21 protein-coding genes are annotated in these 23492 nt (G+C 71.0%); 9 read left to right on the top strand and 12 right to left on the bottom strand.

What is annotated here, in order from left to right; translation table 11 throughout:
* Positions 1 to 12: 12 nt before the first annotated feature.
* From J2S55_RS11805 to J2S55_RS11795, 3 genes are all read right to left on the bottom strand, one after another.
* A complete protein-coding gene (locus J2S55_RS11805) occupies positions 13 to 576 on the bottom strand; it encodes a TIGR00645 family protein (protein WP_306859757.1) in 564 nt (187 codons plus the stop codon).
* Positions 577 to 723: 147 nt separating this feature from the next.
* The gene (gene serC / locus J2S55_RS11800) at positions 724 to 1833 is read right to left on the bottom strand and encodes a phosphoserine transaminase (protein WP_306859756.1); all 1110 of its coding nucleotides are present in this window, start codon (positions 1831 to 1833) and stop codon (positions 724 to 726) included.
* A 151-nt stretch (positions 1834 to 1984) separates the two neighbouring features.
* Complete coding sequence (locus tag J2S55_RS11795) at positions 1985 to 3091, bottom strand: citrate synthase 2 (protein WP_306859754.1); 1107 nt, start codon at positions 3089 to 3091, stop codon at positions 1985 to 1987.
* A gap of 168 nt (positions 3092 to 3259) precedes the next feature.
* Here J2S55_RS11795 and pdxH point away from each other — a divergent pair, with 168 nt between their 5' ends.
* The 5 genes from pdxH (at position 3260) to J2S55_RS11770 (ending at position 9360) form a co-directional block, all read left to right on the top strand.
* Positions 3260 to 3913, top strand: a complete 654-nt coding sequence (gene pdxH / locus J2S55_RS11790) for a pyridoxamine 5'-phosphate oxidase (RefSeq protein ID WP_306859752.1) — start codon at positions 3260 to 3262, stop codon at positions 3911 to 3913.
* A gap of 67 nt (positions 3914 to 3980) precedes the next feature.
* Positions 3981 to 5228 (top strand): MFS transporter, encoded by a 1248-nt coding sequence (locus tag J2S55_RS11785; RefSeq protein WP_306859750.1) that lies wholly within the window; start codon positions 3981 to 3983, stop codon positions 5226 to 5228.
* Positions 5229 to 5384: 156 nt separating this feature from the next.
* Positions 5385 to 6089, top strand: a complete 705-nt coding sequence (locus tag J2S55_RS11780; protein WP_306859748.1) for an iron-dependent transcriptional repressor DtxR — start codon at positions 5385 to 5387, stop codon at positions 6087 to 6089.
* 120 nt (positions 6090 to 6209) lie between these two features.
* Positions 6210 to 8441 (top strand): ATP-binding SpoIIE family protein phosphatase, encoded by a 2232-nt coding sequence (locus tag J2S55_RS11775; RefSeq protein ID WP_306859745.1) that lies wholly within the window; start codon positions 6210 to 6212, stop codon positions 8439 to 8441.
* Positions 8442 to 8565: 124 nt separating this feature from the next.
* Positions 8566 to 9360, top strand: coding sequence for an alpha/beta fold hydrolase (locus J2S55_RS11770; RefSeq protein ID WP_306859743.1), 795 nt, complete (start codon positions 8566 to 8568; stop codon positions 9358 to 9360).
* Positions 9361 to 9492: 132 nt separating this feature from the next.
* Here the strand turns inward: J2S55_RS11770 and J2S55_RS11765 are convergent, their stop codons facing one another.
* Entirely contained in the window at positions 9493 to 9654 is a 162-nt protein-coding gene (locus tag J2S55_RS11765; protein WP_306859741.1) for a hypothetical protein, read from the bottom strand.
* Positions 9655 to 9756: 102 nt separating this feature from the next.
* Between J2S55_RS11765 and J2S55_RS11760 the strand changes: the two genes are divergently transcribed.
* Entirely contained in the window at positions 9757 to 10263 is a 507-nt protein-coding gene (locus J2S55_RS11760; RefSeq protein ID WP_306859739.1) for a hypothetical protein, read from the top strand.
* A 278-nt stretch (positions 10264 to 10541) separates the two neighbouring features.
* Here the strand turns inward: J2S55_RS11760 and J2S55_RS11755 are convergent, their stop codons facing one another.
* Positions 10542 to 11687, bottom strand: coding sequence for an acyl-CoA dehydrogenase family protein (locus J2S55_RS11755; RefSeq protein WP_306859737.1), 1146 nt, complete (start codon positions 11685 to 11687; stop codon positions 10542 to 10544).
* Between the two features lie 399 nt (positions 11688 to 12086).
* Here J2S55_RS11755 and J2S55_RS11750 point away from each other — a divergent pair, with 399 nt between their 5' ends.
* Positions 12087 to 13601: a hypothetical protein gene (locus tag J2S55_RS11750; protein WP_306859735.1), complete on the top strand. Its 1515-nt coding sequence runs from the start codon at positions 12087 to 12089 to the stop codon at positions 13599 to 13601.
* Between the two features lie 108 nt (positions 13602 to 13709).
* Complete coding sequence (locus tag J2S55_RS11745) at positions 13710 to 14492, top strand: class F sortase (protein WP_306859733.1); 783 nt, start codon at positions 13710 to 13712, stop codon at positions 14490 to 14492.
* A gap of 119 nt (positions 14493 to 14611) precedes the next feature.
* Here J2S55_RS11745 and J2S55_RS11740 read toward each other — a convergent pair whose 3' ends face one another.
* Both J2S55_RS11740 and J2S55_RS11735 read right to left on the bottom strand, forming a co-directional pair.
* The gene (locus tag J2S55_RS11740) at positions 14612 to 15802 is read right to left on the bottom strand and encodes a serine hydrolase domain-containing protein (RefSeq protein WP_306859732.1); all 1191 of its coding nucleotides are present in this window, start codon (positions 15800 to 15802) and stop codon (positions 14612 to 14614) included.
* A 220-nt stretch (positions 15803 to 16022) separates the two neighbouring features.
* Positions 16023 to 16658 carry an NAD(P)-dependent oxidoreductase gene (locus tag J2S55_RS11735; protein ID WP_306859730.1) on the bottom strand — a complete coding sequence of 212 codons (636 nt, stop codon included), beginning with the start codon at positions 16656 to 16658 and terminating at the stop codon, positions 16023 to 16025.
* Positions 16659 to 16759: 101 nt separating this feature from the next.
* Between J2S55_RS11735 and J2S55_RS11730 the strand changes: the two genes are divergently transcribed.
* A complete protein-coding gene (locus J2S55_RS11730; protein WP_306859728.1) occupies positions 16760 to 17137 on the top strand; it encodes a winged helix-turn-helix transcriptional regulator in 378 nt (125 codons plus the stop codon).
* Positions 17138 to 17303: 166 nt separating this feature from the next.
* Here J2S55_RS11730 and J2S55_RS11725 read toward each other — a convergent pair whose 3' ends face one another.
* The 5 genes from J2S55_RS11725 to J2S55_RS11705 all read right to left on the bottom strand — a co-directional run bounded on the left by J2S55_RS11725 (position 17304) and on the right by J2S55_RS11705 (position 23128).
* Positions 17304 to 17903: a TetR family transcriptional regulator gene (locus J2S55_RS11725; protein ID WP_306859726.1), complete on the bottom strand. Its 600-nt coding sequence runs from the start codon at positions 17901 to 17903 to the stop codon at positions 17304 to 17306.
* Between the two features lie 435 nt (positions 17904 to 18338).
* Positions 18339 to 19451: a TIGR04500 family putative peptide maturation system protein gene (locus tag J2S55_RS11720; RefSeq protein ID WP_306859724.1), complete on the bottom strand. Its 1113-nt coding sequence runs from the start codon at positions 19449 to 19451 to the stop codon at positions 18339 to 18341.
* Between the two features lies 1 nt (position 19452).
* Positions 19453 to 20439, bottom strand: a complete 987-nt coding sequence (locus tag J2S55_RS11715) for an MvdC/MvdD family ATP grasp protein (RefSeq protein ID WP_306859722.1) — start codon at positions 20437 to 20439, stop codon at positions 19453 to 19455.
* Positions 20440 to 20636: 197 nt separating this feature from the next.
* Positions 20637 to 20789, bottom strand: coding sequence for a hypothetical protein (locus J2S55_RS11710; protein WP_306859720.1), 153 nt, complete (start codon positions 20787 to 20789; stop codon positions 20637 to 20639).
* A 149-nt stretch (positions 20790 to 20938) separates the two neighbouring features.
* Complete coding sequence (locus tag J2S55_RS11705) at positions 20939 to 23128, bottom strand: peptidase domain-containing ABC transporter (protein ID WP_306859719.1); 2190 nt, start codon at positions 23126 to 23128, stop codon at positions 20939 to 20941.
* Between the last annotated feature and the right edge of the window lie 364 nt (positions 23129 to 23492).

Raw genomic sequence — 23492 nt, 5'->3', positions numbered from 1 at the left:
CCGGTGGCGGCGTCAGGCGTGGACGCGTTCGGCGGGGGAGGTCCGCAGCATGCGGTCGATGAAGGCCAGGCCGATGGCGGAGGCGACGAAGGCCAGGTGGATCAGCGTCTGCCACATGATCTTGTCGTTGGGGGTCTCCCTGACCCTGATGAAGGTCTGCAGCAGGTGGACCGAGGAGATGCCGATGATCGCGGTGGCCAGCTTGACCTTGAGCACGTTCGCGTTGACGTGGGAGAGCCACTCGGGTTCGTCGGGGTGGCCGTTGAGGTTGATGCGCGAGACGAAGGTCTCGTAGCCGCCGACGATCACCATGATCAGCAGGTTGGAGATCATCACCACGTCGATGAGGCCGAGTACGGCCAGCATCACGGCGACCTCGGGGGTGTATTCCGGAGGGAGCGCGCCCTGCGCGATCTCGGACACCAGGTGCCAGAGCTCGACCATGAACTGGTAGACGTAGACGCCCTGCGCCACGATCAGGCCCAGATACAGCGGGACCTGCAGCCACCGGCTGGCGAACATCAGATAGCCCAGGCTGCGGGCCTGGGGCGAGGCGGTCTCCGAGGTCGAACTCACGCGCAGAACTCCCCTTGACGATCGTTTGGGGACACTCTACGGATATAGATCACTCGGGGACGAATCAGGGGATTCAGGAACGATCTTCGCCGTTCCCGGTGCCCGGGGGCGGGGCCGTACGCCTCCCCCCGGGCACGGGCGGGCCGGCTAGAGACGCTCGACCACGTGGTCGATGCAGACCGTCAGGGCCTCGATGTCGTCGGGGTCGATGGCCGGGAACATCGCGACGCGGAGCTGGTTGCGGCCGAGCTTGCGGTAGGGCTCGGTGTCCACGATGCCGTTGGCGCGCAGCACCTTGGCGACCTGGGCGGCGTCGACGTTGTCGGCGAAGTCGATGGTGGCGACCACGTTGGAGCGGAACTCCGGGGCGGCGAACGGCGTGGTGTAGGAGGTCTTCTCCGCCCACGTGTAGAGCCGGCGGGCCGACTCGGCGCTGCGGGCGGTGGTCCAGGCCAGGCCGCCGTTGCCGTTCATCCACTCGATCTGGTCGGCCAGCAGGAACAGCGTGGAGACCGACGGGGTGTTGTAGGTCTGGTCCTTGGAGGAGTTGTCGATGGCCACCGGCAGGCTGAAGAACTCGGGGATGTAGCGGCCGCCGCCGGCGATCTCCTCGACCCGGGCGAGCGCGGCCGGGGACATCAGGGCGATCCACAGGCCGCCGTCGGAGGCGAAGCTCTTCTGCGGGGCGAAGTAGTAGACGTCGGTCTCGCTGATGTCGACGGGCAGGCCGCCGGCGCCGGAGGTGGCGTCGACCAGGACGAGCGAGCCGTCCTCGCCCACGCGCCTGATCGGCATCGCGACGCCGGTCGAGGTCTCGTTGTGGGTGAGCGCGTAGACGTCCACGCCCTCTTCGAGCCGGGCCTCGGGGTGGCTGCCGACCTCGGACTTGATCACGGTCGGGTCGCCCAGCCACGGAGCCTTCGCCACGACGGAGGCGAACTTGGAGGAGAACTCGCCGAAGTGCAGGTGCTGCGACTTCTCGCGGACGAGCCCGAAGGCGGCGATGTCCCAGAAGGCGGTGGTGCCGCCGTTGCCGAGGACGACCTCGTATCCCTCGGGGAGCGAGAACAGCTCCGACAGGCCCGCGCGGACCCGACCGACGAGAGACTTGACCGGCTTCTGGCGGTGGGAGGTGCCCAGCACGCTGGACCCGGAGGCGGCGAGAGCCGAGAGCTGCTCGGGGCGCACCTTCGAGGGCCCGCAGCCGAATCGGCCGTCGGCGGGCTTGATGTCAGAGGGAATCACGATGTCAGCCACCTGACCAGCCTACTGAGCCTTCCGGTCGGCCCAGGCCGAAGTCCGGATTGTGAGACGGGCGAGTCTGGAATCCGGGACCCGGCGCCCCGGGCGGCGGAACGCGGAACGGCTGCCGCGCGGGACATCGCGCGACAGCCGTACGGGACGTCGGTCAGACGGAGTCGAGGACCTCGGCGGCGCCGGGGACGTCGTTGACCGAGCGCTGTGCCGGACCCACATAGCTGGCGCTGGGGCGGACGAGCCTGCCCGTGCGCTTCTGCTCCAGGATGTGGGCGGCCCAGCCAGCGGTGCGGGCGCAGGTGAACATGGAGGTGAACATGGAGGAGGGGACCTGGGCGAAATCCAGGATCACCGCGGCCCAGTATTCGACGTTGGTGGCGAGCACCCGATCGGGCTTGCGGGCGTGCAGTTCGTCCAGGGCCGCCTTCTCCAGGGCCGCGGCGACCTCGTAACGCGGCGCGTCGAGCTCCTTGGCGGTACGGCGGAGCACGCGGGCACGGGGGTCCTCGGCGCGGTAGACGCGGTGGCCGAAGCCCATGAGGCGCTGGCCCTTGTCCAGCTCGCTCTGGACGTACTTCTTGGCGTCGCCGACCTGCTCGACGCCCTCGATCATGTGCAGCACGCGGGCGGGGGCGCCACCGTGCAGCGGTCCCGACATGGCGCCGACCGCACCGCTCAGCGCCGCGGCCACGTCGGCGCCGGTGGAGGCGATGACGCGGGCGGTGAAGGTGGAGGCGTTCATGCCGTGCTCGGCCGCGGACGTCCAGTAGGCGTCGATGGCCTTCACGTGCTTGGGGTCGGGGTCGCCCTGCCAGCGGATCATGAACCGCTCGACGATGCTGTTGCCCTTGTCGACCTCGCTCTGGGGGACCATCGGCCTGCCGAGGCCGCGAGAGGACTGGGCGACGAAGCTGAGCGCGGTCACGCTGGCGCGGGCCAGGTCGTTGCGGGCCTGCTCCTCGTCGATGTCGAGCAGCGGCTTGAAGCCGTACGCGGGGGCCAGGATGGCCAGCGCGCTCTGCACGTCGACGCGGATGTCACCGGAGTGGACAGGAATGGGGTACGGCTCGGCCGGGGGGAGACCCGGCTGGAACTTGTTGTCGACCAGCAGGCCCCACACGTTCCCGAAGGACACGCGGCCGACCAGCTCCTCGATGTCGACGCCCCGGTAACGAAGGGCGCCCCCTTCTTTGTCCGGTTCCGCGATCTCCGTCTCGAAAGCTACTACGCCTTCGAGCCCGGGTTTGAAGTCGGACATTCTCGGCCGCCTCCCTTTCTTGAAGTCAAAGCCTTGATGTCGAGATACCGGCGGGTCATATTCAACCCTGCGGGGCACAGCGGTGTGCCGCCGGACCCGCCGGAACGCGATCGTCCCAGGTGGGGGCGGTGCGCACGTTCTCCGTCAAGCACGGGAGAATACCTTCCCGTGGATGCCACATCGCGCCCGCCGTCGCTGGCGGGGCTTCGCCGCACCTATCAGGGCCTGCCGTTGCTGGAGGCCGACCTCGCACCCGACCCCATCTCCCAGTTCGCCGTCTGGTTCGGCGAGGCCGTGGACGCCGGGCTCCCCGAGCCGAACGCGATGGTGGTCGCGACCTCCTCCGCGGGCGGCCGGCCGACGGCCCGGACCGTGCTGCTCAAGGACTACGACGAGAACGGGTTCGTCTTCTACACCAACTACGAGTCGCGCAAGGGCCGCGACCTCACCGAGAACCCGCGGGCCAGCCTGCTGTTCCCCTGGCACGCCATCCGCCGCCAGGTGCGGGTGGAGGGGGCGGTGGTGCGGACGCCGCGGGAGGAGTCGGCCGCCTACTTCGGGTCCCGCCCGTACGGCTCGCGCATCGGCGCCTGGGCGTCGCGGCAGTCGGCCGTCGTGCACTCCAGGGAGGAGCTGGACGCCCGCTACGCGGAGCTGGCGGGGCGCTGGCCGGAGGATCCGCCCGTGCCGGACTTCTGGGGCGGGTTCCGGGTCGTGCCGGCGGAGGTGGAGTTCTGGCAGGGCCAGCTCGACCGCATGCACGACCGCCTCCGATACCGCCGTTCGGGCGCCTCCTGGGTGGTGGAGCGCCTGGCCCCCTGACTCTAATACCCGATTACCCGACCTTTACTGATATATCCGCATATGTCCGGCGGATGTAGGGGGCGGTGTGGGGTTCGGGGATTTCGTACGGCGGCTCGCGGTGGACACCCGTCCGCTGGGTGTCCCCGCGTACCGGCGGCTCTGGGCCGGCCAGGGCGTGTCGTTCATCGGCTTCCAGCTCACCTCCGTGGCGGTCAGCGCCCAGATCTACGACATCACCGAGTCGTCGTTCTGGGTCGGCATGCTCGGCCCGGCCAACCTGATCCCCCTGGTGGTCTTCGGGCTGTGGGGCGGGGCCGTCGCCGACGCGGTGGACCGGCGCAGGCTCCTGCTGGTCGGCGCGCTGATCGCCTGGACCGCCACGCTCGCGCTGCTGGCCCAGGCGGCCCTGGGGATGACGAACGTGGGCCTGCTGCTGGCCACCGTGGCCGTGCACGCCACCGGGTTCGCCATCACCGGGCCGACCCGGGGCGCGATCATCCCCCGGCTGGTCCCGGCCGAGCTCGTCCCGGCGGCCAACACGCTCAACTACCTGTCGGGCGGTCTCGGCACCGTCGCCGGCCCGCTGGTCGGCGGGGTCGTGCTCGCCCAGGGCGGCTACGCCCCCGCCTACCTGATCGACGCGCTGCTGTTCGGCGCCGGTTTCTACGCCGCCGTACGGCTGCCGCGGCTCAAGCCGGTCGGCGAGGTGTCCCGCCCCGGCCTCCGGTCGGTCGTCGACGGCCTCAGCTACGTCGCCGGGCACCCGATCGTGATGATGTCGTTCGTCGTGGACATCATCGCCATGGCCTTCGCGCTGCCCAGGGCGCTGTTCCCGGAGATCGTGGCCGAGCGCTTCGGCGGCTCGCCGACCGCGTTCGGCTGGCTGTCGGCCAGCATGGCCATCGGCTCGGTGCTCGGGGGCCTGATGTCGGGCTGGGTGGGCCGGGTCCGTCGCCAGGGCCTGGCGCTCACGTTCGTGATCGCGGCCTGGGGGATCAGCGTCGCCGCCGCCGGGCTGGTGGGCCACCTGTGGGCGATGGTCGCGCTGCTGGCCCTCGGCGGCGCCGCCGACCTGGTCTCCTCCGTGTGGCGGCAGACGATCCTGCAGACCCACGCGCCCGACGACATGCGCGGGCGGATGCAGGGGGTGTTCATGGTGGTGGTCGCCGGCGGGCCCCGGCTGGGGGACCTGCGGGCCGGGGCCACGGCGAGCTGGTTCGGAGCCACCGGGGCGTGGATCGGCGGCGGGGTCGCCTGCGCGGCCGCGGTGCTCGCCGTGGGGCTGGCCGTACCGGCTTTCAGGAAATACCGTCCCGTCGCGCGCGATATTTGAGCAGCTCGGGAAGGATTCGGCAAGCCCCGGTGTTGCCGTCCTTTGTCACCGTGGGCGGATCTCACAATAGGGTCGAGGTCCGAGACTTCAGTCCCGCACGGCTCTCACGGGGACGCCGCGCGACGGACACGGCATCGAGATAGGACGGGAGGAGCCTTGACCGCACACGGCCTGATCGACACCACGGAGATGTACCTCCGCACGATCTTCGAGCTGGAGGAAGAGGGGATCGTCCCTCTGCGTGCGCGCATCGCCGAGCGGCTGCAGCAGAGTGGTCCCACCGTCAGCCAGACGGTCGCCCGGATGGAGCGCGACGGTCTGGTCCGCGTCGAGGGCGACCGGCACCTGACCATGACCGACCTGGGCCGCACGCTCGCCACCCGCGTCATGCGCAAGCACCGCCTCGCCGAGTGCCTGCTCACCCAGGTCATCGGCCTCCCCTGGGAGGAGGTGCACATCGAGGCGTGCCGCTGGGAGCACGTCATGTCCGAGTCCGTGGAGGCCCGGCTGGTCACGCTGCTGAACAACCCGACCGAGGACCCGCACGGCAACCCCATCCCCGGCCTCGACGAACTCGGGGTCGAGGGCGTCCGGGGCGGCGGCTGGGAGTCCCTGCCGTCGATGGCCGCCGTGGCCGGACCCAGAGATATACCCGTTGTCGTGCGGCGAATTAGCGAACAAGTGCAAAGCGATCCGGCTGTGATGCTTAAACTCAAGCAAGTTGGGATACAACCCGGACGCGAGGTAATGCTCGCGGCGAGCGACAACGGTGTGCGGGTGACAGGTGACGACGAAGCGGAGAGCACTCTTGCGGACCTTCCGCGAGACATCGCCGCGCACGTCTTCGTCTCCACTCGCTGACCTGGGCCCCTCTGCTTGGTTGGATCCCCCTCGGGAGCCCCTTCACTCCCCGGCCGAGACTGCAGCAGGAGCAACCGTGGTTCGCTTTGCGCACACCCGTCCCCGAGGGGTGGTCACCGGATGAAGCGGTGGGGGGATGTGACCCAGGACACCGCCGACCACCTTTCGGCGGGTTCCGTTCTTGATCATGCTGAGATGGCGGTGGTCGTCACCGACAGGTTCAGCAACCTGCTCTACTGGAACCCCTTCGCGGAGAAGCTGTTCGGACGCCCCGGGATACCCGGGTCGCGCGACCAGGCGCTCTCCCTGGGGATCATGGAGAAGGACCATCCGCTCGCCATCGAGCTCGCCAAGCACGTGCTCAAGGGCGGGGTCTGGGAGGGCACGTTCGACGTCAGGCGCGGTGACGGGACGATCGTCTACGTCCGCGCCCAGGCCGTGCCGCTGCGCCACCCGTCGGGATCGGTGACGGGCATCGTCATCACCGCCCGCGAGGCGATGCGCAGCAACGAGCGGGAGAAGGACCGCTTCGGTCTGCTGGAGCGGATCGGCGAGCGGCTGGCCGGCTCCCTCTACGTCGAGGAGACGCTCAAACGCGTCGCCGAGATGCTCGTCCCGCAGTTCGCCGACCACTGCTTCATCGAGCTGATGGAAGGCGAGCGGATGACCCGGAGGGTCTCCACCCACGTCCAGGGCTGGAGCCCGCCGCCCAACACCTGGGCGCCGCTGGGCGCCGAGATCCGCTATCCGGTGGGCCACTACGCTGACATCGCGCTGCGCCGCCAGGAGACGATCCTGGTCGAGGACTTCTCCCAGACCAACTATCCCAGCCCCGGCGAGGCCAACACCCGCCTGGCGGCCGAGATCGGGATGACCTCGGCCATCGTGGCGCCGCTGTGCGTGCGCGGCGAGGTCCTCGGGCTGATGTACCTGGGGCTGTCCAACCTGACCGACCGGCGCAGCCCGCACTACGACGCCTTCGACCGCGACTTCGTGGGGGCCATCGCCACCCGGGTCGCGCTGGCGGTGGACAACGCCCTGCTGTTCGAGGAGGAGCGGCACACCGCCGAGTCGTTTCAGAAATACCTGCTGCCGCCCGCTCCGCTGCCCGAGCTCGACGGGCTGGAGATCGCGGTCCGCTACTACCCGGCGGCGCCGCTCGCCTCGCACGGGCAGGGCATCCAGACCCAGGTGGGCGGTGACTGGTACGACGTCATCCCGCTGTCGGCGGGCCGGGTCGGCATCGTCATCGGCGACGTCGAGGGCCGCGGGGCCAAGGCCGCCGCGGTCATGGGCCAGCTGAGGGCCGCGCTGCGGGCCTTCGCCCAGGACGACAAGCCGCCCGCGGAGATCCTCGCCCGGCTCGACGAGTGGACGCGCATCATCGCCACCCCCGAGCGGGACGACAGCGGCGAGGACATCAGCGTCCCGCCGATCGTCACCTGCCAATACCTGGTCTACGACGCCTGGTCGCGGCAGCTGTCCTTCGCCAACGCCGGCCACGCCCCGCCGCTGCTGCTCAACGACGGGGTCTGCGCCGAGCTCGACATCAAGGAGGTCGGCCAGCCGCTCGGTGTCCGCGCCAAGGGGCTCCACGCCGACCTGGTCTACAAGGAGGAGACGCGGACGCTGCCCCCGGGCGCGGCGCTGCTCCTATACACCGACGGCCTGGTGGACCGCCGTCCCGTCCGCGACGCCGACGGCGGCAGGTCGCCCAGCGACGAGGAGACCCTCGCGCTGCTGGCCGGCAAGCTCGTCGAGGTCTCCGACTCCTCGGTGGAGGAGATCGCCGAGGCCGCGACGGTCGCCGTGCCCGGCGAGATCGACGACGACATGGCCATCCTCGTGGTCAGGTCCGCCCCCGCCGACCTGGAGGTCGAGGAGCGCACCTTCCCGGCTCAGCCGATCATGGTCGGTGAGGCCCGCCGGATGGCGGCGGAGGCGTTCACCGGCTGGAGCGTCCCCGAGGAGCGTGCCGAGCTCGCCTGCCTGCTGGTCTCCGAGGTGGTGACCAACGTGGTGCTGCACGCCGCCAGCGCCAGCATCCCGCGCCGCGAGCTGATGGTGGACGCCCCGATGCCGTTCGACGAGACCTGGGACGACCTCCCCGGCTTCGAGAACGAGATCGTCAACGAGAAGGAGTTCACGCTCCGGCTCCGCCGGGGCGGGGAGTCCGTCTGGGTGGAGGTCTTCGACCAGGACCTGCGGCTGCCCCGCATCCGCAGCGCCGGGGAGAACGACGAGGGCGGCCGGGGCCTCTACCTTGTCGACCAGCTCGCCAAGCGCTGGGGATCGCGCCCCACCAAGGAGGGCAAGGCCGTCTGGTTCGAGATCCCCACCAAGTCCCGCTGAGCACACCGGCTCAGGTGAGCCCGGTCGGCCGCGACGCGACCGGCCGGGCTGGCCGGGTCACGGCGCGACCGGCCGGGCCACGGCGGGGCTAGGAGAAGGCGCCGATCGGTGCTTGACTCGGGGCATGGAACTGGCCTTCGAACGGCGCGGGGCCGGCCCGCCGCTGGTGCTGCTGCACGGCATCGGGCACCACTGGCAGGCGTGGCTGCCGGTGCTCGACCGGCTCGCCGCCGAGCGGGACGTGATCGCCGTGGATTTCCCCGGCTTCGGCGTCTCCCCGCCGCTGCCGCCCGGCTCGCCGTACACGGCGGAGAGCCTCGCCGACGCGATCGAGTCGTTCTGCGCGATGCTCGGCCTGGACACCCCCCACGTCGCGGGCAACTCCCTGGGGGGATACGTCGCCCTTGAGCTGGCCGCCCGGGGTGCGGTCCGTTCGGCCACCGCGCTGTCCCCGGCCGGATTCTGGAGCCGTGGAGAGCTCGCCTACGCGCGGGCCGTGCTCCGGGCGGCCAGGGCCTCGGCCCGCGCCGCCGGGGCCTCGGCCCGGACGGCACCGCCGGAGCGGGCCCTGGCCGCCGCCCGGAGCCCGCTGGGCCGCCTGCTCGGGGCGGGCGTGATGGTGGCCCATCCGTCCAGGCTCTCCGCCGAGGCGCTGCTCGCGGCGGTCCAGGCGCTCGGGGACGCCCCCGGGTTCGACGACACCCTCGACTCGTTCGAGTGGATGATGCCCCCGGGTCCACCGAAGGCGCCGATCACCATCGCCTGGGGCGAGCACGACCGGCTGCTGCTCCGGCGGCAGGCCGTACGGGCCGCCAGGTGGTCGGGGCGGCGGGTGAAGCTGCTCAGGGGCTGCGGGCACCTGCCGATGAGCGACGACCCCGAGCTGGTCGCCAAGGTCCTGCTGGAAGGCTCCGGATAGCGGGCCGGCCGGGTGGCTTCCGTCCCCGGCCCCTGTCCGGGGCCGCCGGCCCGGCCCGGCCCGGCCGAGGCGGAGCGTCCGGTCCAAGGTGGGGCCGGAGCCGCACGCCCTGCTGGAGGCGATGGTTGGACGCTATCGGAACGTCTGGCCCCACATGGCGAGCATCACCAGGACGAACACCACCATGACGCCCGCGTAGGCGACCGGGCCGAGCCGTAGGGTCCGCCGGACCCGGTTGAGCCCCCAGGCGAACAGGAACGCCAGGAAGATCAGCAGGATCAGTCCGCTGTCCATCAACACCGCCTCTGGGGAGCCTTCGCTGACCAGTATGCGTCCCCGGTGCCGATCTCGCGGCGATTGAGCACGGACTCGCGTTCCATGGCATCGTTGCGCGACGTGAACAGATCCTTGACGGTAACGCGCATTCTGCTGGCGGCGGCCTTCGCCGCCGGCCTGTCCGCCTGCTCGGCAGGAGGGGAGACGTCCGCCGCCTCGGCGACGCCCACCGCGTCCGCCTCGGTGTCCGCCTCCGCGTCGGTGTCGCAGCCCCCCGCCTCGCAGGAGCCCCAGCCGTCGGAGTCGGCGTCGGCGTCGGCCTCGGCGTCGCCGGGCGACGGGATGCTGCCGAGGGAGACCGACGCCGTGCTGGTGGGAGACGTCCAGCTCCAGGGGGCGGGCTCGATCACGGTGGCGCCCGAGGGGGAGAAGGCACAGAAGGCGGAGCTCACGCCGTTCACGGTGGTGCTCGACGTGCAGGGCAGCATCTGCAAGCAGGGCGACCTCCCGCACAAGTGCACCGTGGAGCAGCTGAAGAAGGCGCTCAAGGCGGGCACCTCCCTCTACGCCAAGGTGACGATCAAGGACGGGCAGGCCGTCCAGATCGAGGAGCTCGTCGCCGACTGACGGCCGGGCCGTCACGACGGGACCGCCGCGTCACCAGAGGGCGCAGCGGTCCCGTCGTGTGGTGGTCTCCTCGCGCGGTGGCCCCGTGTGGTGGTTCCTCGTGCGGCGGTTCTGTGCGGTGGTTCCTCGTGCGGCGGTTCTGTGCGGTGGTTCCTCGTGCGACGGTCCTGTCGTGGGGGGGCGTCCGTCCGAGGGGGAGCGGTCCGCTGTGGTGCGGATGGTCCGCTGTGGTGCGGATGGTCCGCCGTGGAGCGCCGAAAGCGGCCGGAGCGGGAGCCTCAGAAGCCGAAGGAGCGGCCGATGATCTCCTTCATGATCTCGGTCGTGCCGCCGTAGATGGTCTGGACCCGGCTGTCGATCCAGGCCTTGGCGACGGGATACTCCATCATGTAGCCGTAGCCGCCGTGGAGCTGGAGGCAGCGGTCGATCACCTTGGTCTGCAGCTCGGTGGTCCACCACTTGGCCTTGGCGGCGTCGACGACGCTCAGCTCCTTGGCATTGAGGGCCCGGACGCACTTGTCGACGTAGTGACGGGCGATCTCCACCTCGGTGTCCAGCTCCGCCAGGACGAAGCGGGTGTTCTGGAAGCTGCCGATGCTGCGGCCGAAGGCCGTGCGGCTCTTGCAGTAGTCGATGGTCGTCCGCAGGACGGTCTCGGCCGCGGCCACGGCCATGACCGCGATCGACAGCCGCTCCTGTGGCAGGTTGGCCATGAGCTGGAAGAAGCCCTGGCCCTCCTCCTCGCCCAGCAGATTGGCCGCGGGGACCCGGACGTTGTCGAAGAACAGCTCCGCGGTGTCCTGGGCGTGCATGCCGATCTTCTCAAGGTTGCGGCCCCGGCTGAAGCCCTCCATGCCCCGTTCGACGACGAGCAGGGAGGTCCCCCGGGCGCCCGCGGCCGGGTCGGTCTTGGCGACCACGACGACCAGGTCGGAGTTGATGCCGTTGGTGATGAAGGTCTTCTGGCCGTTGACCACGTAGTGGTCGCCCTCGCGCAGGGCGGTCGTCCTGATGCCCTGCAGGTCGCTGCCCGCGCCGGGCTCCGTCATCGCGACGGCCGTGATGAGCTCGCCACTGGCGAACCCGGGCAGCCAGCGGCCCTTCTGCTCGTCGTTGGTGAGGTCGACGAAGTACGGCGCCATCACGTCGTTGTGCAGCGAGAAGCCCAGGCCGGACGCGCCGATCCTGATGACCTCCTCAAGGATCACGCTGTTGTAGCGGAAGTCCGTGATCCCCGCCCCGCCGTACTCCTCCGGCACCCCGAAGCCGAACATCCCGATCTCGCCGGCCTTCTTCCACACTTCACGGGGGACGATGCCGTCCTTCTCCCACTGTGCGTGATGGGGCACGACCTCACGGGCCAGGAACTCGCGCACGGTCTCACGGAAGAGCTCGTGCTCCTCCTCGAAGAGGTCTCGCTGCATTGACTGCCTCCTTGGGGCTCCGTGGACCAGAATACGATTCTGTTACTTCCAGGTACACCCAGCCCGTGACGTTGAGGCTTCGGTTGTGATGGGGGATATGCGTAGATTACAAGTGCGCCACGGTCTTATGTGAGTCCATCATCTCGCTGCGCTGAAGATGGTGAAAATCGTACGATCTACTCTTGGTTTGCTGTGGGTGCACCTGTTACTGGCGGGCCCTCGTGATCGGAGTATGTGGTGGTTCGATGGCGCTCTGGGCCCCGTAAGTCTGTCGCGGTTTCAGCCCTGGTCATAGTGGGCGGCGCGCTGGTCACTTTGCTCCCTGGTCCGGCGGGTGCCAGCACCGCCGAGCTCACGGTCGATTACCGATGCACCGGCGGGATCGCGCAGAACGGTCCAGTGAGCCTCCGCACCAAGGTCTCCATCCCCACGACGCTCTCGGTCGGAGATCCGCTCAACATCGGCTGGACACTCAACTACAAGGACGTGGCCAGGTTCGGTTCTCCGGACTACTTCGCCCCCGGGGGCAAGGCCACGGTCACTGGAAACGTGCAACTCTCCGGCGGCTGGAGTGGCGTCCTCCAGCCCACGGGAAGCGTGGACCAGTCCGGCCAACTCCAGCCCGGTTCCGTTCTGAAGCTTCCCGAGGCGATCTCCGACTTCGCTCACACCGACCGGGCGGGAAAGGTCAAGGTCACGCCCCAGAAGCTGTTCGTGGACTTCACGCCGCCGGCAGGCGAGGTCATGGTCAACGATGACGACTCGCGGGTGAGCTACTCCGGAGGGCGCTGGGCCGACCGTAACGACCAGCCGGCGAATAACAACGACTACCACTACGATCTTCACCGCACGGTGGTCAAGGGCGCTACGGCCTCCTTCACGTTCACCGGCACGGGGATCGAGTACGTCGCTCAGCGTGACCACCGGGCGGGGAAAGTCCGGTTCTATATCGATGGCAAGGAAGCCACGCCTGCCTATGTCGACGCCTCGAAAAACGCCGACGGCACGCCGACGAATGCCGCCGGTAAGGGCGGGTTGACTCTGTGGAAGTTCCGGGGGCTCGGCTACGGCCAGCATCTCGTCCAGGTCGTGAACGATGAACAGGGCAAGTGGGGCCAGCTCGACGCTTTCCGGGTGATCACGCGAGAGTTGGCGGCCCCGCCGAAGCAATACCGGGCCACCTGCACGCTCGTCAGTACGCCGGTCTCAGTGGACGTCACCATCGCGGAGGGCTCGACCGGGACTCCCTCACCGGATCCGACCAGCACCGGCAACCCGACGTGTATGCCGACGGGGCTCCCGTCGGGCACGCCGACGATCACTCCCACGGGGACCCCGACCGGCACTCCCACGGGGCTCCCGTCGGGCACGCCGACGACCACTCCCACGGGGACCCCGACTCCCACGGGGACCCCGACCGGCACGCCGACGACCACTCCCACGGGGACCCCGACGACCGGTCCGTCGGCGACACCGTCAAGAACTCCAACCTGTGATCCCACGTCCACTCCAACAAGCACCCCCACGACCACTCCGTCGACCACTCCGTCGACGACCCCGACGTGTACTCCCACGGGCACTCCGACGTGCAGTCCCACGCCTACTCCCACGAATACTGCAAGGAGCACCCCCACGGTCACTCTCACGGTCACCTCTACCGCCCGCTCGACCACGAGTTCGACGCCCAAGCCGACCCTCACCGTGACGGCCACCGTCACGCCCACGAGGGCCACGCCGACCACTCCGCAGGTGACCGTTACTCCCGAGGGTGGTGCTCAGACCGGTGAGGGTCCTGGGGGCGGCCCCTCTGGAATGGCGCTGGTCGGTGGTGGAACGGCAATGCTTCTTGGAAGCGTCATGGGTGGGGTGGCGTTGAAGCGGCGGCGGGCGGCCTACGCGCGTGGTCGAGATTAGGTAGGAGGCGCGATGTATCCAGGGCCTTCGCAGGGCGGTCCCGATCCCTACTACGGTGCTTCCGACCCCCGTTACGGGGATGGCCATGCCCCGAAGAGCAGCGGGGGCATGTTGCTACCCGCGCTGCTCGTGGTGGGGTCTCTCGGCGGGGTCGGTGTGATCATGGCAGGTCTGCTCACCTACATGACCCCAGTGGCTGACGAGGAGCTCTACGGGCCTCCGGCGCCCCAGGCGGTGAGTGCCACTGAATCGCAGAACGTCACGCCGGTGGAGCAGCAGAACCCCGCGCCGGTGGAGCAGCAGAACCCCGAGCTGGCACTGCCGTCGGCGGTGGGGCCGGGTGGGCTGGATGTGCCGTTGACGGCCGCCGCGCCCACGGCGCCCCCGCCGTTGCCCGTCGTCCAGCCACCGGAGCCGCTCAAGAGCGCCGGGGTGAAGCCGTACCGGATCGCCATTTCGAAGATCGGCCTGCTGGCTCCGCTGATGGCGCTGGGGGTGGACGCCAAGAAGGAGATCCAGACCCCTCCGCTGAGCAGGCCGAACCAGGCGGGCTGGTACAAGCACGGGCCGATCCCCGGCCAGCAGGGGCCCTCGGTGATCCTGGGGCATGTGAACACCCGGAGCGGGGCCGCCGTCTTCAGCCGGCTGAAGGAGGTCAGGCGCGGGGACACGATCAAGGTGTCGCGGTCGGACAAGACCATCGCGGAGTTCACGGTCGACGGCGTGGAGCAGGTCAGCAAGAAGGCGTTCCCGTCGAAGCGGGTCTACGGCAACACCGGTGAGGCCACCCTGCGGCTGATCACCTGCGGCGGTGTCTACAACCGCAAGACCGGCCACTACACCGACAACATCATCGTCTACGCGACCCTGTCGAAGACCCGCCGCGTCTGAGCTCGGGTCCCGGCCCGCGTCCGCCCGCCGTACGGTGGCCCGGGGCGCGGAGGCCGGACGGGCGGGGCGTACGGCGGGCGGGCGGCCGGACGGGGTGCGCGGTCCCGCGAGTGCCGGCCCTACCCGACGAAGGCCGCGAGCGCGATGCCGAGGCCGCGCTGGTTCTGCCCGGCGGCCTTGGCGTCGGTGGAGTTGATCGAGTAGACGACCGTGCGGCTCAGGTCGCGGGTGGCGCCGACGCCGGACGCGCTGCCGTACCTGGCGCCGGTCTTGCCGAAGGCCACGATGCCGCCGGGCAGCTCCAACCTGGTCAGGCCCGAGGTGTGGACGGCGGGCTGGTCGCCGCCGTACATCGTGACCTTCGGCACCGTGAACATGTGCTTCAGCTGCGCGGCCGGCACCACCTTGCCCCTGAACAGGGCCTTGACGAACCTCTCCAGGTCGGCCGTGGTGGAGATCAGGTCGCCGGAGGCCCAGGTCGAGGTGACGCTGGTCTCGGTCATGTCCACGACGTGGGCCTGGCCGTACTCGATCGCGTCCTGGAACCCTTCGGGGACGACCTGGTAGCCGTGGTTGTGCCGTCCGCGGATCCGGATGGAGTCGCCGGGCAGGTAGCTGTCGCGCATGCCGACGGGCCGGAGGATCCGGGTGGTCACCTCGTGCTCGTAGGAGCGGCCCGTGACCTTCTCGATCAGCATGCCCGCCACGAACGTGTTGGTGTTGAGGTAGTGCTGCCGGGTGCCCGGGGTGAACTCGATCGGGTTCTCCACGGCCTTGCCGACATACTCCTCCGGCGTCCACTTCTTGAACCTGGTGGCGTAGACCCATTCGAAGCCGTCGCCGGACTTGGGCGCGGGCAGCCCGCTGGTGTGGTTGAGGAGCTGGCCGACCTTGACGGCCGGGTAGTCGGCGGGCAGCAGGCCCGGTAGATACTCCTGGACCGTGCCGTCGAGCGAGAGCTCGCCCTCGGCGACGAGCTGGAGCACGACCGCGACGGTGAGGATCTTGGTCACGCTGCCCGTCCGGAACCGGGCCCCCTCCTTCGCCGGCCGCTCGGTGCGCAGATCGGTCACCCCCGTGACCCCGTGCCACGAGCCCTTCGAGCCGCCCACCCTGACCTCCGCCGCGGTGGCGTCGGGGGCGGGCAGCCCGGCGATGCTCCGCTCCAGCGCCGCGCTGTCGATCGGCGGCACCTCGGTCCGCACGGCGGTGGCGGGCGTCGCCACGGCGGCGGCGAGCGCCGGGGTCCCCACGGCCGGGACCAGGGCGGCGAGGGCGAGAGCGGCGGCGGCGATCCGGGTGCGCTTCATCGGACATCTCCAGGTGATGGGGTGCTCTGTGGGATGTCACCGATCCTGTCGATCGTGCCCGGCTACCGGATCGCCGGCGCAGGCGATCTTCCGGCTCGCTCTCGGGAGGGAGCTCCTCGTCCGGTCAGGTGAGCGGGGGCCGCCGGATCCTCCGCCTCCTCCTCCGCCGGCCCGCCTCCTCCTCGCTCCTCCTCGCTCGGCCCTCCTCGGGGCCCGCCCCTCAGCCCTCCTCGACACCGAGGTGCGTGCGGTGGTGCCGCGGGGTGTCGATCTCGTCGAGCAGTGCGATCGCGAAGTCGGCGTAGGAGATCCGGCTGGCCGCGTCGCCCGCGGCCTGCCGGTAGCGGCCGGTGCGGGCACCGCCGTGGTCGAAGTCGCCCGCCGGGCTGAGGACCACCCAGTCGAGCGCGGTGGTCGCGGTGCACAGCACTTCAGTCCCGGCCGCGTGCCCCAGATAGAAGCCGCGGTACTCCTGCGGATAGCCGGGTGTGTCCATCAGGAGCGCTCCGGACTCGGACTTCAACCCCGACGCCAGACCGACCGCCACCAGCCGGTCCACCCCGGCCCGCGCCAGCCCGTCGAGCAGCGCGCGGGAGGCGGCGGGGAAGAAGACGTCGGGCTGCGAGCCCAGGTCGGCGGCGGCGTTGATCGCGGCGCCGTGCCCCTCGGCGAGCCGGGCGACGCCGTCCGCGTCGGTGACGTCGCCGGCGACGACGCGCACGCCGTCCGCGACCAGGTCGCCGTGCCCGGCCGGGTCGCGCACGACCGCGGTGACCCGGTGCCCACGGCGCAGAGCCTCCGCGACGGCCGCCCGCCCGGCCCTGCCGCCCGCGCCGAAAACAATGATCTCGCTCATCAGTCCGCCTCACGTCCCGGGGCCGGGCCTGGTCGCCGACCGCTGCCCCGGACGGTAGCCGGGCACGTGGTTACCGCCGGGATACCGGTTACCGTGAGATCGTGAGACAACCGCTTGATCCGGACATGTTCGACGAGCTCTGCCCGTCCGCTCTCTCGCCCTTCCGCGTCGGTGACAAATGGGCAGGGATGATCATCCGCTGCCTCGAACACGGGCCGCGGCGCTTCTCGGAGCTCCGGGTCCCCCTGCGTGGCATCACCGCGAAGGTGCTCACGCAGTCGCTCCGGGCGCTCGAACGGGATGGCCTCATCACCCGCACGACCCATGACGAGCCCGTGCGGCGGGTCGAATACGGGCTGACCCCGCTCGGCCGCAGCATCCTTGGGCCGATGGCCGTGATGTGCGACTGGGCGCAGGAGCACTGGGAGGAGCTGCTGGAGGCGCGCGAGGCGTTCCCGCCGCTCGGCCACGCCGGCTAGAGCGTTCGGCCATGCCGGCTGGAGCGTTCGGCCGCGTCGGCTGGAGCCGCGCGTCCGGCGCGGCCTGCCGGGCGCCGGGCGCCGGGCCGGTCGTGCGGCGCCTCAGCCCGCCGGCGCGGCCTCGACCCCGCGCTTCAACCTGCCGGCCCGGCCTCGAACCCGGGCTTCAACCCGTCGGCGCGGCCTCCAACCCGGAGAGCAGGTCGTCGAGCCCGGCCTTGACCCGCTCGACGGTCACCCCGCCGGTGCGGAGCCGGTGGGCCAGCAGCGGGGCGGCCAGCGGCGCCAGCAGGGCGTCGGCCAGGTAGTAGGCGTCGCCGTCCGGCTTCACCTGCGCGATGAGCATCGCGAGGTGGCTGTGGTGGAGATCGTAGGCGGCGCCGAAGCGGGCGAGGGGGCTCGCGGTCTCCGCCATGACCAGCAGGTCGAGCTGGGCCACCGTACGGTCGACCAGGGCGTGCAGGAAGGCGCGGATGCGGGCGGTCCCGGAGGCGCCTGGTCCCAGCGGCGCCGGGCCTTCGATGAACGCCGCCTGGAACTCCCGTTCCCGCTCGTCGATGAGCGCGTACGCCAGCCCGGAGCGGTCGCCGAAGCGGCGGTAGAGGGTGCCGACGCCGACTCCCGCCGCGGCGGCCACGTCCGCCATCGCCAGTCCCTCGACGCCGTGGGCGGCCACGATCCGGGCGGCCGCGGCGAGGATCCGCGCCCGGTTGCGCGCGGCGTCGGCCCTCTCCCGCGGGCCTTTCCCGGCGGGCGGCGCGTCCACCTCGTGCGGACCGTTCCCGGGAGCCGCTGCTCTCGTGCCCGGACTGCTACCGGGAGTCGCCTCCCTCACGCGCGGGCCGTTCCCGGGAGCCGCTGCTCTCGCGCGCGGGCCGTTCTCGGGAGTCGCCTCCCTCGCGCGCGGGCCGTTCCCGGGAGCCGCTGCTCTCGCGCGCGGGCCGTTCTCGGGAGTCGCCTCCCTCGCGCGCGGGTCTTCTCCGGGAGCCGCTGCCTCCCTCCGGCGCGGACCGCTCCCGGAGATCGGCGCGTCTCTCCTGCGTGCGCCGTTCTCGGGGGGCGGCGCGTTCACGACCGCGTCCTTCGCCACACCGGGCCAGCCTAACGGAACGCCTTCCGCTTCCTCGGCCTCGACGTTCTCGGCCTTGACTTCCTCGGCGCGGGACGTTCCCGGCGCGGGACGTTCCCGGTGGGCTCCGCGTCAGGTCCGCAGGGCGGCGGTGAGCTCGTCGGTGCGGGCCCGGCTGCCCCAGAACCACTCCACGTGGGCGTTCCGTCGTTGCTCCGCCAGCCAGTCATCGAAGATCCGCCGCTCGACGAGCCCGCGGGTCACCTCGTCGAGTTCCGCCGGCTCCACGGCCAGCACGTGCGCGACGCAGAAGCCGCCGTCCGGGAGCCGCGCGGGCCCGAGCACCTGACCGGCCCGCGCGTCCGCCGCCGGGGCGCCGAAGAGCGCGACCAGGCCGTCCCTGTTGTTCGCCTCCATCCGGCAGGTGGCCACGCCCGCCAGCACCTCCTCGACCGCCAGCGCGACGGGGTCGGCCTCCTTCTCCACCCCGTCAGGCTCCGCTCCGTCAGGCCCGTCAGGCGGCACGGCCCCGGCCCGCAGGAGCGCGGCGGCGACGTCGGCGCGGCTGGGATCGGCGTAGCGCAGCCTGACCACGCGCAGCCGGTCGAACTCCGCGCGGTGGGTGGCGAAGAAGTCCTCCACCTGTCCCTTGACCACGTCCTGGCGCAGGGCCGCCACCGCCGCCTCGCGCGCCACGATCTCCTCCAGGCGGGCGTGGCTGAGGCCGCGCTCGGCCATCCACTCCCGTACCGCCTGCGCGGTCAGCAGCCCCCGCGCCCGGCGGAAGGCGTCCATGGCCTCCTGGAGCCGGTCGGCGGGGAGATGCTGGTCGCGGACGTCCACAGCCTGCTCGACCAGGGCGGAGTTCACCAGGCGCCGGGCGAGTGCGACATCGTCCCACAGCACGTCGAGAACCGAGACGACCCGCTCCATCGTCATGTCGACGCCGTTGACGCGCAGGACGAGCTGCTCACCGGAGCGCTGCCCTCCCCGCAGCGGCCAGGGGATCGCCCGGTCCGGCGCGAAAGCCAGCGAGACGCTGCCCTCCGGTGAGGGGAGCAGCAGATCGTAGTGGTAGTCGTCGGTGGCGGCCTCACGCTGCCACAGCAGCCGCATCCTCACCTCCGGATGGCGCGCGCGCAGCTCCGAAAGCCGCTCGTCGGCGCGCTCCGGGCGCACGCCGTCCAGCCCGCGCAGCCATTCCAGGGCGTCGCCGAGGAGGTCGGGGGGCACGATCGGGGACACGTCAGGCTCCTTCCAGCAGCAGGTCGCAGAGGGCCTCGCTGATCGGCAGGCCGGTCAGCTCCTCGATCCACAACCACTGGCCGTTGGGGTTGATCTCCAGGAACACATACCGGCCGTCCGGGGTCAGGACCAGGTCGAACGCTCCGTAGTCGAGCCCGAGACGGTCCGTCATCGCCAGGCACCGCTGAGCGACCTCGTCCGGAAGCCGGTGCACGCCGTACGGTGTCACCTCGATGTCGTACAGGCGCCAGTCCACCCTCGACCGGTTGCTCTCCTGGGAGTGGATCTCGGCCGCGAACACCCGCCGGCCGACGACGGTGACCCGCAGTTCCAGCCGTTTCGGCACGTACTGCTGCGCGATGACCGGGCAGAACCGCAGCGCCTCCGCGTAGGCCAGATCACGGGCCGAGACGAACTCGCAGTGGCGGGTGACCGTGTGGCCCCCCGCGAGGTTGCCCACCCACGGCTTGCCCATGGGCTTGGTGACGATGTGACCGTCATGGCGGTTGTGAAAGTCCCACAGGGCGTCCGCCTGGGTCGCGATCAGGGTCTCCGGGATCTCGAACCCGAGCTCGGCGGCCAGCATGAGCTGGGACGGCTTGTGCGCGGCGCGCCGGAACACCGACTCCCGCGCGGGCACCGTACGGCACGGCAGATGTTCCCAGAGATCGGTGATCAGGTTCACGCTCTCCTGCGCGGCGTAGGCGGCCACCGACGGGTCGGTGAGCGCCGGATGCGCCTCGGGCGGCGTCGGGCGGCGCCACCACAGCGCGGTCAGCGTGTCCAGGTCGAGGGTGCCGGACTCGGTGTGCAGCAGCCGCCGGGTGAGTCCACGAGCGGTGTACGCCAGCTCCACGTGGGCCCGGGTGAGATAGTCCCGGTTGTCGAAGACGGTGGTCCGGGCGCCGCGTCCGGCCAGCAGGTGACGGATGTGGTCGGCGTGCGGGTCGGCCTCACCGGTGAGGACGAGGACATGCGGGGGTGACACGGATCTCCTTGGAGAGCGGGAGCCTGTGCGCAGGCGACGGACCGCCGGGGAGAACGGGTTTCTCCGGACTCGGGGACGGCGGGGCCACCGGACCCGGGGACGGCGCGCGTCCCCGGGTCCGGTGACCGCCGGCCGTCGCCGCCGTCCCGGCTGGCGGGACGGCGGCTGGGCGCGACTACTCAGTCACTGCCGCAGATTCAGTCACTGCCGCAGATGCCGGGCGGGTCGGCCTCCCACCCCGTGGTGATTTCGACCTTCTGGCCGCCGCTGATGCCGCTCAGCGCGCTCTCGTCGAGCTCGGCGCCGACGGGCGTGATGTCCCCGAGCTCGGTACGTGATGCCGCGTTCATGGAACGTTCCTCCTCTCCTTGTCGCTCTGGAAAAGCGATCTCGTGACCAATCATGCGGATCTCGTCTTGTAGGTGACTTGGGGACGGCTGCGGACGACTTGGGGATGACTGCGGACCCGCGGTCACGTCTCTCCCCGCAGGTACGGGGCTCACCGGGAGCCCGCCGGGAGCTGCGCCCGGGCGAGGCGCGCGTACAGGCCGCCGGAGCGGATCAGCGCGTCGTGGGTGCCGCTCTCGACGATCCGGCCGCCGTCCAGTGCCAGGATCAGATCGGCGTCCCTGATCGTGCTCAGCCGGTGGGCGATCACGATGCGCGTCTGGGGGAGGGTGCCGAGGTTCGCGCTCAGCGCCGCCTCGGTGTCGGTGTCGAGATGGCTGGTGGCCTCGTCCAGCAGCAGGATCTCCGGCCGCGCCAGTATCGCTCTGGCCAGGGCGATGCGCTGGCGCTGGCCGCCGGACAGGCCCCCGCCCTCGGTCAGCATGGTGTGGTAGCCGAGGGGCATGGCGGCGATGTCGTCGTGGACGCAGGCCAGCCGGGCGGCCTCCTCCACCTGGCCGGGGGAGACGGTGGAGCTTCCCAGGGCGATGTTGTCCGCGATCGAGCCGGTGAACAGGGCGGGCTCCTGGGTGACCACCCCGAAGCGCCGCCGCAGCCGTCCCGGGTCCAGGCGGGACACCGGCACCCCGTCATAGAGGATCTCGCCCTCGACCGGCGGGAACAGCCCCAGCAGGAGCCGGGCGAGGGTGGTCTTGCCGGACCCGGACCTCCCGACCAGCGCGACCTTCTGCCCGGGGACGACGCGCAGATCGATCCCACGGACGATCCACGGGCTTTCGGGCGCGTACCGGAAGCCGACGGCCCTCATTTCGATCCCGCTCCGCCGTGCTCCGCCGCCGGGTCCGGCCGGGGAGGAGGACTCCGCGACCGCGTCCCCGTCACCCGCCGGGGCGCCGGGGCCGGACTCCGGGGCGGTCTCCCAGATGTCGGCGAGCCGCTCGGCCTGGGCGCGGGCGAGCTGGAGGCTCCGCAGGCTGCCGGTCAACGAGGCCAGCGGCGCCAGGGCGGCGGCGGCCAGGGCCAGCACGCCGAGCATGGCGCCCACGGTGAGCCGGTGGTCCACCACCTGCCACGCGCCGGCCCACAGCAGCGCCAGCGGGGCGCCGAACCTCAGCGCCCCCAGCGCGGTGTCCTGCATGCTCTGGGCGAACGAGCTCCGCCGTGCCTGCTGCGTCTGGATGTCCAGCAGACGCGTCCAGCGCTCCAGAACCTGGGACTCCGCGCCGGACGACTTGATCGTCTCGATGCCCTTGACGGACTCGACAAGCTGTCCCTGGGCCTCGTTGCGCGCCTCGTGCTCGCGGTGGACCAGGTCGCGGATCCGCTGCCGGGTGACGAGGAGCACGAGGAGCTGGGTCGCGGCCAGGACGACGAGCACCCCGCCGAGCAGCGGCGACCGTACGGTGATCGCGACGAGATAGCCGACGGCCAGAGGCGCGTCGAGCAGGGTGGACAGCACCTGGCCGGTGAAGATGTCCCGCAGCACGACGGCTCCGGTGATCCGCGAGACCAGGTCCGCCGAGCCCCGGTGGGCGAAGAAGCGGAACGGCAGGGCGAGCAGCCGCCTGGCCAGGTCGTCGAGCAGGGCGGTGTCGGCCCGGGCCCGCAGCACGGCCAGCGCCCAGGCCCGCGCCCCTCCGGCGGCGAGGTAGGCGAGCGCCGCCACGGCCGCGGCCAGTCCCAGCAGGGGCAGCAGGTCGATCTCCCCGCGCCCCAGCACCCGGTCCACGACGCTCTCGGTGGCGGTGGGCAGGACGAGTCCGAGCCCTTGCAGGATGAGGCTGAGCAGTACCAGGACGGCCAGGATGCCCCGATGGTTCAGCACGCTGAAGCGGGCGTAGCGCGACCACCAGGATCGCCGCTCGCCGTGGTGTCCCCGCTGGAAGTCCGGGCCGGGGGCGAAGGTGAGGACCACGCCGCTGAAGTCCCGCGCGAACTCCTCCCGGGAGAGCCTCAGCCTCCCGATCCCCGGATCGACGATCGTGATCCGGTCCCCGGCCGCCCGCTCCACCACCACGAAGTGTCTCGCCCGCCAGTGGGCCACGGCCGGCAGGGGGATCTCGGGTATGTGCGCCGCGGGCAGGGAGAGCGCCCGGGTGGTCAGCCCGCGCGCCCGCGCGACGCGTACCAGGGTGAGCGCGCTGACGCCGTCCCGGCCCACGCCCATCTCCTCGGCCAGGGCGCGCACGGAGGTGTGGTGCCCGTGAGCGCCGAGGACCATCGCGAGGCAGGCGGCCCCGCATTCGACCAAGCTGTGCTGGAGTATGACTGGAACCCGCATGGGTCGGTAGTCTCCGCCCCTCCGCTTTGAGCCCGGTTGCGAGTGACTGGGGCGGTCATGTGGCCCCCTTGAGGTCGCGGCACGGCGTGCGGCCCTCTCCGGCTCCGGCCGGATCTTGACCCGCGTAGCGATCCCTCCTCCAAGGCCCGCCCGTATCCCTCGAAGGGCCGCCCGTATCCGCGGGTCGGACACATCCGGCCGGAGTCTCCCGGCGTCCAGGCGTCCAGGCGTCCAGACGTCCCGGCCTCCCGGCGCGCCGACCGTCGCCCGGCATACGGAACGGGTTCCGTTTCCTGCTTGCTAAACGGAATCAGTTCCGCTTGAATTTAAACGGAATCAGTTCCGCTTACCTGGACCAGATGGA

The organism is Streptosporangium brasiliense (assembly GCF_030811595.1).
In the GTDB taxonomy this organism is placed as follows: Bacteria; Actinomycetota; Actinomycetes; order Streptosporangiales; family Streptosporangiaceae; genus Streptosporangium; species Streptosporangium brasiliense.
The sequence above is the reverse complement of the archived record's forward strand: the minus strand, read 5'-3'. Positions and strand labels throughout refer to the sequence as shown.